Source organism: Erwinia sp. PPS120, assembly GCF_047918655.1.
In the GTDB taxonomy this organism is placed as follows: Bacteria; Pseudomonadota; Gammaproteobacteria; order Enterobacterales; family Enterobacteriaceae; genus Erwinia; species Erwinia tasmaniensis_A.
The window spans coordinates 1-8,977 of the sequence record NZ_JBLREF010000075.1 but is presented as its reverse complement, the minus strand read 5'-3'; the positions used below and the strand labels follow the sequence as shown (position 1 = coordinate 8,977).

At 44.7% G+C, this 8,977-nt stretch carries 8 protein-coding genes, 1 tRNA gene and 2 pseudogenes; 7 read left to right on the top strand and 4 right to left on the bottom strand.

Translation table 11 applies throughout. The features are described 5' to 3' along the window. Positions 1-164 precede the first annotated feature (164 nt). Positions 165-240 (top strand) — tRNA-Phe (locus ACLRGG_RS21105). Between the two features lie 195 nt (positions 241-435). On the opposite strand, the gene ACLRGG_RS21100 is transcribed toward ACLRGG_RS21105, so the two are convergent. Further along, positions 436-717: a site-specific integrase gene (locus tag ACLRGG_RS21100; protein WP_416251553.1), complete on the bottom strand. Its 282-nt coding sequence runs from the start codon at positions 715-717 to the stop codon at positions 436-438. A gap of 204 nt (positions 718-921) precedes the next feature. On the opposite strand from ACLRGG_RS21100, the gene ACLRGG_RS21095 reads away from it, so the two are divergent. Both ACLRGG_RS21095 and ACLRGG_RS21090 read left to right on the top strand, forming a co-directional pair. Beyond that, on the top strand, positions 922-1,359 hold the full coding sequence (locus ACLRGG_RS21095) for an IS3 family transposase (RefSeq protein ID WP_416251552.1): 438 nt from the start codon (positions 922-924) through the stop codon (positions 1,357-1,359). A 9-nt stretch (positions 1,360-1,368) separates the two neighbouring features. Beyond that, positions 1,369-1,764, top strand: a complete 396-nt coding sequence (locus ACLRGG_RS21090; RefSeq protein ID WP_416251551.1) for a DDE-type integrase/transposase/recombinase — start codon at positions 1,369-1,371, stop codon at positions 1,762-1,764. Between the two features lie 25 nt (positions 1,765-1,789). On the opposite strand, the pseudogene ACLRGG_RS21085 reads toward ACLRGG_RS21090, so the two are convergent. From ACLRGG_RS21085 to ACLRGG_RS21075, 3 genes and pseudogenes are all read right to left on the bottom strand, one after another. Then, positions 1,790-2,596, bottom strand: a pseudogene (locus tag ACLRGG_RS21085) (transposase); the annotation flags it as partial. After that, positions 2,566-2,961 (bottom strand): annotated as a pseudogene (locus ACLRGG_RS21080) (helix-turn-helix domain-containing protein); the annotation flags it as partial. The pseudogenes ACLRGG_RS21080 and ACLRGG_RS21085, both read right to left, overlap by 31 nt. Before the next feature lie 99 nt (positions 2,962-3,060). Beyond that, positions 3,061-3,714, bottom strand: a complete 654-nt coding sequence (locus tag ACLRGG_RS21075) for an NADPH-dependent F420 reductase (RefSeq protein WP_416251550.1) — start codon at positions 3,712-3,714, stop codon at positions 3,061-3,063. A 105-nt stretch (positions 3,715-3,819) separates the two neighbouring features. Between ACLRGG_RS21075 and ACLRGG_RS21070 the strand changes: the two genes are divergently transcribed. The 4 genes from ACLRGG_RS21070 to ACLRGG_RS21055 all read left to right on the top strand — a co-directional run. Next, positions 3,820-4,707, top strand: a complete 888-nt coding sequence (locus ACLRGG_RS21070; protein ID WP_416251549.1) for a LysR family transcriptional regulator — start codon at positions 3,820-3,822, stop codon at positions 4,705-4,707. Between the two features lie 897 nt (positions 4,708-5,604). Next, entirely contained in the window at positions 5,605-7,764 is a 2,160-nt protein-coding gene (locus ACLRGG_RS21065) for a TrlF family AAA-like ATPase (protein WP_416251548.1), read from the top strand. A 91-nt stretch (positions 7,765-7,855) separates the two neighbouring features. After that, positions 7,856-8,689 (top strand): AAA family ATPase, encoded by an 834-nt coding sequence (locus ACLRGG_RS21060; RefSeq protein WP_416251547.1) that lies wholly within the window; start codon positions 7,856-7,858, stop codon positions 8,687-8,689. A gap of 154 nt (positions 8,690-8,843) precedes the next feature. Next, positions 8,844-8,977, top strand: a 134-nt coding sequence (locus ACLRGG_RS21055; RefSeq protein ID WP_416251554.1) for a helix-turn-helix domain-containing protein, incomplete at its 3' end; no start/stop codon positions are given.

The following is an 8,977-nucleotide window of genomic DNA, read 5'->3' as shown; positions in this document are numbered from 1 at the left end:
TTCGGGGATTCGGGGATTCGGGCAGGTAGCCTGTCAAAATTTCGCCGTAGTGCACAGAAAAGTGTCGTTTACCGCCCGCATTGATGGAAAAGAGTGCAATCGGTTCAGATTCCACAATAAAGCCATTGACGGTTTTCCTCCAAAAGGGTTTAATGCGCCCCGTTGCCCGGATAGCTCAGTCGGTAGAGCAGGGGATTGAAAATCCCCGTGTCCTTGGTTCGATTCCGAGTCCGGGCACCACTAATTTTGCATCAAAGCACGCTGGTTAAGAGATGAGAACCTTAACGGGCGGTTAATACAGGGGCCGGTCATTACGGAATGTCCTCCGGTGTAGGCGTATCTGCACTGGTTAACGTTTCTGAATCAGTCCCTCAAGTGAGGGAGCCTGTGTCCGCAGGCTCCCTTCTCTCGATCACTGGCAATAATCCCAGTCAATCAGTTTTGTGTCAATACTTGTAATTCCCTTTCTACACAGATATCTGTGTGAAGTGACAGTTCTTCTCCCAGTGTTTTACCCACTATATCCATCTTTAGTTCAACATATTCCATGGTTGTGCTTACGCTGCGATGCCCCAGCAAATCTTTAACCAGCTGGAGATTTCTTTCAGGTGCTTTCATTAATTCCGTAGCCAGAGTGTGTCTGAAACGGTGCGGAGAAATGGCAAAACCACATTCTTTAGAGAGGCGTCTGAAGAAGGAACGGATCTTCTGTTGCATTACCGTCACATCATTTCTGTCAAATTTTGCCTTTCTGCCGCTGATGTAGAAACTTACATCAAAGAGATTATCTTTCGGTCCCGCTCCGGCCTCCGTTAAAAAGGGGAGGATTACCCAGGTACGTCAGTTGCAAAGCGACAATGACCTGTTAAAAAAGGCTTCAGCCTTCTTCGCCATGGAAATGAACAACGACAAAAAGTCGCGGTGAAGCTGAAGAAGGCCGGGGCAAACATCCAGCAAGTATGTCGATGCCTGTCGCTCACGCGCAGCGTATTTTACGCTCGGAGCCGGCGGCCAGCCCTCAGAGCAAATGTTCTGATCCTTCATGCGGCGGCTAAGCATGTTCATGCTGAAATGGATGCGACGTATGGCAGTCGGCGCATGTGTATTGAGCTGCGTGAACAGGGTTTTAACGTTGGCCGATACCGTGTCCGTCAGATAATGAAGACCCTGATGCTGGTTGCGAAGCGTCCCGGACGTCATCGCTATCCACGTGGTGGTAAACCGGCTGTAGTGGCGGCTAATCTGTTGAATCGACAGTTTAATCCAGAGACATTCAATACCTGGTGGTCAGGTGATATCACCTATCTTCGTACCGCTCAGGGCTGGTTATATCTGGCTATTGTCATGGTCTTATGTTGAAGAAAAATAGTGAGCTGGGCCTTCTCGGACAAACCGGATAGCGCCCTGACTATCCGGGCATTACGACTGGCGGTTAATAAACGACGGCCAACAGGCCCAGTCGTATTCCATAGCGATCAAGGTGCTCAGTATACCAGCGCCCAGTTCCAGTCCTGCCAACAGGAACTTGGTGTGACGGGCAGTATGAGCCGCAAGGGTAACTGTCTGGATAATGCCGTTACGGAGAGGTTCTTCCGCAGCCTGAAAGCAGAGAGAGTTAACTACCGTCGCTATGAAACCCGAAGTCAGGGCATTGCGGACGTTATCGATTATATCGACAGTTTTTATAATCTGAAGCGTCGGCATTACCGGCTGGGCAATATATCGCCGAATGAATATGAACGCCGATTACAACAATGTGCCTAAATCCGTGTCCGGTTTTAGTTGACCATTACAAATACTTCGCTTCATCGTACTGGGTTCTGGTCTTCCAGCAGCGGTAAATGATCCTTATCCATTTGAAGGCAAGAGCCCGGATTGCAGACTGGTGAGATTTTCCTTTTTCTCGCAGTCCCTGATAATACAGCGTGGCCCAGTATGATGAGTTAACCGTTTTGGCAGCCCATTCAACAAAGGTCTGCCTGACGAACTTGGCACACTGCCATCGCCAGTGAACCCAGGATTTCTGGCCACTTCGTTCTGTCACCGGTGCAATACCTGCGTAGTTTTGAATTTCTTCAGCGCTGTTAAACCGGTCACGGTTATCACCCAGTGCAGCAAGCATTCGTGGGCCCATACACGGCCCCATGCCCGGAAGTGATTTGTACAGCCCCGCATCTGGCAATGTGTCAAACAGCGCTTCGATTCGTTCGTCATAGGTTTTGATGATTTCACTCACGACTTTAATTTGTGTCGCCAGTGCTGTTGCCATCAAAGCATTAGCCTCTATAACGCTCGGGTCTGTCGTCAATGGGATTGCGTTATCAATACTCGCAACACGTTGCTCGGTAAGAGCCATTGCGCGGCCACCTTTGGCATTCAGAAAATTGCGGATCGTGTCGCGCCTCGCTCGTTTCAGTTGTTGCAGACTGGGCCACCGGATAATCAGCTCACACAATAGTAAGCTACCCCGATGTGAGAACCACTCCAGGGGCTGAGGATAATACTGTTTAAGCGTGTTGATTATCCGGTTCACAAAACGGCGTTTATCTTCAACCAACTGACGGCGCTGCTCAACCAGTTGCTGGAGTAACCGGATATCTGGTTAATTTTTATCACCAGTAACTCCGTACTCCAGCGTGAGCGCTGATAACCAAAGTCGCCGGGAGAGCGTTCAACAAGTCGCTTCAGCAGGGCGCATATCTGTTCAAAGGGCCAGCGTCGCCCGCGTCCTGCCGGCAGGGATTCAAGACCTTCAACACAGTAAAGTGTAAACCAGTTAATCCAGCGCCCGACGGAAGAACGGGCGCAGCAGAGCGTTCTGGCCACAACGCTGACACGTTCGCCCCGGTGCAACATCAGCATGGCGATAAGCCTGCGAGCGTGATTCTTGTCGGGAGTTTTGTGAATGGTTTTCTGCATCAGGCGTCGTTCGCTGCGTGGAATTGGTGCTATGATCGGCATCGCTCAGTCCGGTTGGTGATTTGTGATGTTTGGCGATTGATCAGATCGCACAATCCGGGCTGAGTTCCCTCAAAGTGATCTATTATTCGGAACAGCTATTTAGTTCTTACTCCGTAAGAACTCCTGTGATCTCACTGCCCCTTCCAGCGCCGCCCTTAATTTACTTTCTGTCATTCGCACACAATATGTCGGCATTCCGCGTTCAAAGCGCCAGCCTTCGGAAAGCGCGCCTGCATCCACGGCATCAAAACCAAAGGCGTCATACAATGCAATGACTGCCTTTTTTGTTTGTGTATCATCGCCTGACAGCGGCAGAGCTCGACGTTGTGGATTACCAGCCGGCAAACCTTCGCTTTCGAGATCAGTCATCGGAATCGCATTAAACGCTTTGGTGACTTTCGACTGGGGCAGGAAACCGGCGAGGTATTCGCTGGTAGTTGTGCTCAGGCTATCAAGTTCAGCCACCTGCCCGTCGCGCTCAGGATAATAATTCACCGCGTCGATCACCGGTTTACCCGCAATCTCCACAACCGGCAGTTGCCCGATAGCCGTCAGCGGCACAGCAATCATGACAATATCCCCAAATGCAGCGGCTTCTGCCGCCGTGCCAATTTCACTGCCGATCATCGGCTTAAGGCTGAACAGCGTTTGCGGCCCACGAGAATTGCTGAGCATCACCTGATGTCCGGCTTTTATAGCCAGTTTAGCCATCGCTCTGCCCACAAATCCTGCACCAATAATGCCTATTTTCATGATTACCACCTTTCATTTTGTTGTTGATAAGTTGAGAATAATTCCAAACTAAAAATTGATAAATACCTGATATATTCACAGACAAACAACAAAAAAGAGGGAATCATGGATCGTTTAACCAGTATGAATGTATTCGTTAGAACCGCCGACCTAGGTTCTTTCTCATCAGCAGCAGAAGCATTGCGTATTTCTCCACAGATGGTGGCGAAGCATATTGCGCGGCTGGAATCGCGACTGGGAACGGCATTGATCAACCGCACGACACGGCGTCAGAGCCTGACAGACATCGGGCGCAGCTATTATGAGCGCTGTAAAATTGTTCTTTCTGAGGCTGAGGCTGCGGATGCCATCGCGCTGGAAATGAAAGTCACGCCCTCCGGCACGCTACGCGTCAATGCGCCGGTAACATTCGGCACGTCATCGCTGGCGCCGTTCATTACGCACTATTTGGCGCAATTTCCCGAAACGCAAGTGGAACTGACGCTCAGCGACCGGATGGTCGATCCGGTTGAGGAAGGCTATGAAGTGATTCTTCGGATTGGGGAACTTAGCGACAGTCAGATGAGAGCTTATCCGCTGCGGCCTTACCGGCTGATTGCCTGTGCATCTCCCGGTTATCTCGTGCAGAATAGCGTACCGGAAACACCTTCCGAGCTCGCCGCGCATTCGTGTCTGGTTTACGGCATCTGGTCACCTCAGTCTCCCTGCCGCTGGCAATTTCACAAGGATGGTAAAATGCAAGAGACCCAGCCGAAAGGCCGTCTGCGATCCAACGACTGGCGCGCGCTGTTGCACGCCGCCGTTAGCGGTTACGGCGTCACACTGGGGCCGGAAGATGTACTTAGTGAAGAAATCAGGGCGGGGCGACTGGTTCAGGTATTGCCTGATTACGAAGGACCTTCGCGACCAATGCATCTGCTGACACCCGCGGGATTACGCCAGACGGTGAAGATCCGTAGTTTTATTCAGGCAGTGCAAAAAGCATTTGGCTGAAACGATAAAGTTGAGCGCCAGAGAAACGCGCTTTTCAAGGCAAAACTGGTCTTACTGGTTAGCCCAGAATATGCACGTAGTGTCACCGAAGTCATAAAAAAATGCCCTTGGATGGATTGTAGGCTGTGGGGAATTGCTCGCAACCCGCTGTCAGCGCCTAACCTATCTGTACGGGTCCAGATGGCATAATCCCAGCTATTAGAATCAGCTAATCGGTCGTTACAAAGATCAATAAATTATCAAGTTTATTATAGGAGATTCATTTATTTCCAGACTGACCGTGATTGCGAGCGTACTGTCAATGTCCGCTCCTCGCTCATAGCGGACAAAGGTAAACCCTGCTTTAGCCTGATCATCCTAGAAAAAAGCCGCCTGAAGGCGGCTTTTCATCATTTGCGTGGTTTACCAGCATCCGAGCGCTTTCCTCGAACTCTACCAGCATTGTTACGATCACGGGGTTGGGTACCACCGCCGGGTTTAGGAACAACTACGCCTGGATTAAGTGGTCTTCTGTCAGCCATTTTGCGTTTCCTAAAAGAATGGCAAAGTTGCCGTCTCTTTTGATACGCCTGATATCGTGACCTTTCAATCATTAAGGGTTGATATGTTGTACAGCATCAACTTTTCCCTTATTCCACACACAGCAAATGTTGCACATATGTCCATCCGCATTGTGCCAGGAGCGGACGTCGTTCACATTTGAGTGCACTAGTCTACTTGGGACAGGTCACTAAATTTTAACATACTAGAATTTCGGCAAAAATTCTGCGACTACTATGAGCTTCATGCTAAGTTCAACTATCTTTCAATTAGCTCAGTAAATCGTCTAGAAGTGATGTTCTTAGGATACGAGTTATGAATTTATTCAAGTTAACCTATTGAAAAGGATGGGGATATATGCAGGGCATAAAATACCAAAGAGGTTCTGAGTGGCGAAAATGGGATCTTCATATTCATACTCCAGCATCTTTCCATTGGAATGGTGAAAGGTTTAACCCTGATTACCGTTCCAGTGAAAATACACCACTTATAGATAAAATGATCCATGCGCTTAATGCCGCAGAACCTGCTGTTTTTGCAATTATGGATTATTGGACTTTCGATGGATGGTTTGCTTTAAAACATCGGTTATCACAACCTGATGCCCCTAAGTTGGAAAAAACAGTTTTTCCGGGTATTGAGCTACGTTTAATGGCTCCTATGAAAGGTCGTCTAAATGCTCACGTTTTATTTTCCGACTTGATTGATGATCAGGAGCTTTTAGATTTTAAATCTAATTTGAAAGTGGAATTCCCTGGGCAGGAAGCTAGGAATTTATCCGACGCCGCTCTTATTGAATATGCACGATTTGTTCCTAAAGAAAAACTGCGTCATCACTCTTTAGAATATAACAGAGTACAAGAAGACAATGTTTATGCTTTGAAAGCTGGTTCAATAATGGCCGAACTTAATTGTGATAGTTATAAAAAAGCCGTCGCTAAAGTTAAAAATGGGAATGCGATCGGATTCATGCCATTTGATACTAACGATGGATTAACTGAAATTGACAGGAATGAACATTTTTCTTATGTGCTAGGATTGTTCAAAACTTCTCCTATTTTCGAAACTAGGAATAATGTCTTGGCTGATGCTTTTTCTGGAAAAAAAACCGTAAATAATGAAGAGTGGTTTCAAGATTTTCAAAATGCGCTTAACAATATTCCTCGTCTAGCTATATCAGGAAGTGATGCACATTGTTTTGTTGGGCAGGAGGGTAATAATGACCGACGCGGTTATGGTGATTACCCATCGGGAAAGGCAACCTGGATTAAAGCTGATCCTACATATGCAGGATTAAAGCAAGCAATTAAAGAACCTTCGAAACGTTCATTTATAGGCACTATTCCTCCTAAATGTAAAGTTGTAAATGAAAACAAAAGTCTTTTCATAGACAGCATTCACGTTAATAAAATTGAAGAATCTTCATTCTCTGGCAACTGGCTCAATGACACCTCTATTTATTTAAATCACGATCTTGTCGCAATAATTGGTAATAAAGGAAGTGGTAAAAGTGCTCTTGCAGATATAACAGCATTATTGGGTAATTCTAAGTTGAGCCACCATTTTTCTTTCTTAAAGGCCAACCGCTTTAGAGGAAAAACAGGTGAGCCTGCTAAACATTATAATGCAAAACTAACTTGGTCTGATGGTGAATTACTCATAAATAATCTTAACGAGAATCCAGTAGTAGAGAGCGTTGAGCTAGTAAAATACATCCCACAAGGTCATTTTGAAGAATTATGCAATGCCCATGTCACGGGACAATCCGATGCTTTTGAAAATGAATTAAGAACTGTCATCTTCTCACATGCAAATGACTCAATCCGACTAGGAGCTCATGATTTCAATCAGCTTATTGAACAACAAGAGCGTTCTCTGAGAGGGAATATAGAAAACGTTAGAGGGGAATTGCATAAAGTAAATTGGGAAATAGAATCTGTAGAAAATCAGATGGCTGACGAGGTGCGTAAATCGATTGATGAGCAAGTTAATCAAAAACAAAGATTACTTGATGAGCACTTAAAAATAAAACCCACTGAGATACAAAAGCCTACTGGTGTATTATCTCCTGATCAACAAAAAGCAGCGGAAGAGCTTTCTGTAATTTCAGATAGTTTGGAAATATTGAAAAAAAACAATGATGATAACCAACAAGAGCTCACAAATATATCAGCCAAAATAAAAGCTTGCAATAATATCAAGGAAGGTCTAGATGTTGTTAGGCGAACATTACAGCAATTTGAAAAAGATTTCTCCGATGACGCCTCTTTATTAGCCCTGGATTTTAGTGACTTCATTAAAATTGACATTAATCATAAAGCAATTACCGATATTGAGAGCGCTATTACTTTACGAAGTGATGAGATAAAAATAAACAATGATGAAATCGCCAAAAATAAGGAATCATTAATTTTAAGGAAAGGACCTTTAAATTCTAAACTGAATGAACCTCAACAAGCGTATCAGGAGTTTTTAGAGCAGTTTAGAATCTGGGAAGAGAAAAAAAATAGAGATTGAGGGAAATAAAGAATCCCCCGACGCCCTGATAGGATTGAGATATAGAAAGGAACAGTTAGATAATCTTCCATCCCGTAGGGATGAATTAATCATGAAGAGAGAAGGCTTTTCTAGAGAAATATTTGATATCTTAGAATTTAAAAGAAAAAAACGAGAGGAATTATTTAATCCTGTTCAGGATCTTATTCAAAGCAATGCATTGATACGTGATGACTATAAACTGCAATTCCGTGCTGATTTAAAAACCACAACCGAGTTGGTTTCTTCTAAACTATTCTCAATGATCAAGCAAGCATCTGGTGATTTTCGAGGTGAGTCAGAAAGCATTTCTGTAATTAAAGATCTGATTGATTCACATAATTTTAATCAAAAAGATTCAGTGCTGTCGTTTCTTAAGGAACTATTGAATAAAATTGAGTCCGCATCAAAAAATCAAGTTGGTATCAGCTCTGTTCTGCGAAAGGATCGTGAATCACATGAGGTTTATGACTTCATCTTTGGATTAGAATATCTTGAGCCGAGATATACATTGAAATTTCAAGATGCACAAATAGAGCAACTTTCTCCCGGACAAAGAGGTGCTTTACTGCTAATATTCTATCTATTGGTAGATAAAGGAGATATGCCAATAATTCTCGATCAACCTGAAGAAAATCTCGACAATGAAACCATTGTTAGTCTTCTAGTTCCTGTGCTTACTGAAGCCAAACGTAAAAGACAAATAATAATGGTGACTCACAATCCTAACTTGGCTGTTGTATGTGATGCTGAGCAAATCATTCATTGTGGTTTTGATAGACGAAATGGACACAAGATTTCTTACACATCTGGTTCTATTGAGAACAGTGAAGTTAATAGAAAGATTGTTGATGTTCTTGAAGGAACAATGCCAGCATTCAATAACCGTAGGCTAAAATACCATTAATCACATTTAAAGTTATTTATATGAAGGTGTCCGTGAAATCGGATACCTTATTTGTATTAGTCGCGACTTGATCTGACATATGGCCTTGAAAGGTTGAGAGTTACCGATTTTGATATGGGTGTCGAATCCTTATACAAAACACGAGGTAACTTTCATGCTTCATACTACCAATCCCGTCATCAAACACAAAACTGGTTTGCTTAATCTGGCTGAAGAACTCAGCAACGTATCTAAAGCCTGTAAAATCATGGGCGTCTCCCGTGATACATTTTACCGTTATCGTGACCT